The sequence below is a fragment of the Mesorhizobium sp. M4A.F.Ca.ET.022.05.2.1 genome, assembly GCF_003998845.1.
GTDB lineage: Bacteria > Pseudomonadota > Alphaproteobacteria > Rhizobiales > Rhizobiaceae > Mesorhizobium.
Map to the genome: position 1 here is coordinate 1 of NZ_RZOJ01000705.1, position 1,467 is coordinate 1,467.

Consider the following 1,467-nt stretch of genomic DNA (forward strand, 5'->3'; position numbering starts at 1 on the left):
ATCCCATGTCGAGCGGCCGCTGCGGCGAATGCTCGAAGCCGGCGAAACCCGACGCGCGGTAGGCCGCTTCGTAGCTGCGGTGACCGTTGGCCGGGCCCGGATGCGCGTAGGGCGCGCTGCCGGGCCGGAACGCCGCCATCATGCCGGCGGCTCCCGTCGTCGCGGCGCGGATGCCGGCGCCGGCCAGCGCCTGGCGGATCGCGCCGACGATCAGTCCGCGCACCAGGCCGGGATCGCGGAAGCGGACATCGGCCTTGGCCGGATGCACGTTGACGTCGACGGTCGCCGGATCAAGAGTCAGGAACAGTACGGTCACTGCGTGCCGGTCGCGCGGCAGAACATCGGCGAAGGCGCCGCGGATTGCGCCGGCGATCAGCTTGTCGCGCACCGGCCGGCCGTTGACATAGGCATATTGCTGCAGCGCGTTCGCCCGCGTGAAGGATGGAATCGAGACGTGGCCGGCAAGATGCACGCCATCGCGCGTGGCATCGATGGGGATGGCATTGTCGGGAAAGTCGGCGCCCATCACTTGCGCCACGCGTTGCAGCCGGCCCTCCGGATCGTCGCCGGTCGCGGGCAATTCCAGCGTCGAGCGGTCGGTGCCGGCAAGCGTGAAGCGCACGCCGGGGAAGGCGATGGCGATGCGCTTCACCACATCACTGGTCGCCGAGCTTTCGGCCCGCTCGCCCTTCATGAATTTGAGCCGTGCGGGCGTGGCGAAGAACAGGTCGCGCACCTCGACCGTGGTGCCGCGGTTGGCCGCCGCCGGCTTCACCGCCGAGACGCGACCGCCATCGATGCCGATCTCTGCGGCGCTGTCGCCTGCGGCCGTGCGCGAGCGGATCGACAGCCGCGCCACCGAGCCGATCGAGGGCAGCGCCTCGCCGCGGAAGCCGAGTGAGCGGATGTCGAGGATGTCGTCTGAAAGCTTGGAAGTGCAGTGGCGTGCGATTGCCAGCGCCAGTTCCCGCTCCGGGATGCCGGAGCCGTCGTCGGTGACGCGGATCAGGTTCAGCCCGCCGCCGGCGGTGACGATGTCCACGCGGGACGCCCCGGCATCGAGCGCATTCTCCACCAGTTCCTTCACCACGCTCGCCGGACGCTCGATGACCTCGCCAGCGGCGATCTGGTTGATCATCGTTTCGGAAAGCTGGCGGATGGGCATCCGGAGATTATAGGCGGATTCGACAGCGTTGGGGGAGGGGCGGAATACAGTTGGCAACAGCTACCGTCACGATCCCCTCGCGCTCCGCTGGCGCGCAGAAGCTGGCGACCTCACGCCTGTGTCACCAGCCAGTCCCTTACCTTGCGCGCATTGTCGCTGAGTTCGCGGTTCTTTGGCCAGATGACGTAGAACCCGATGCCGGTTCTCAGCACATGATCCGTCACCGGCACCAGCAGCCCCGATGCCACGAGGCGCTCGACCAGGTGCCGCCAGCCGAGCGAGATGCCTTGCCCTTCCATCAC

The 1,467-nt window shown here is 68.3% G+C and carries 2 protein-coding genes; both read right to left on the bottom strand.

What is annotated here, in order from left to right; translation table 11 throughout:
- On the bottom strand, nt 1–1,165 hold a 1,165-nt coding region (gene mutL, locus EN745_RS34745; RefSeq protein ID WP_127423309.1), incomplete at its 3' end, for a DNA mismatch repair endonuclease MutL.
- Nucleotides 1,166–1,275: 110 nt separating this feature from the next.
- On the bottom strand, nt 1,276–1,467 hold a 192-nt coding region (locus tag EN745_RS34750; protein WP_245487909.1), incomplete at its 5' end, for a LysR substrate-binding domain-containing protein.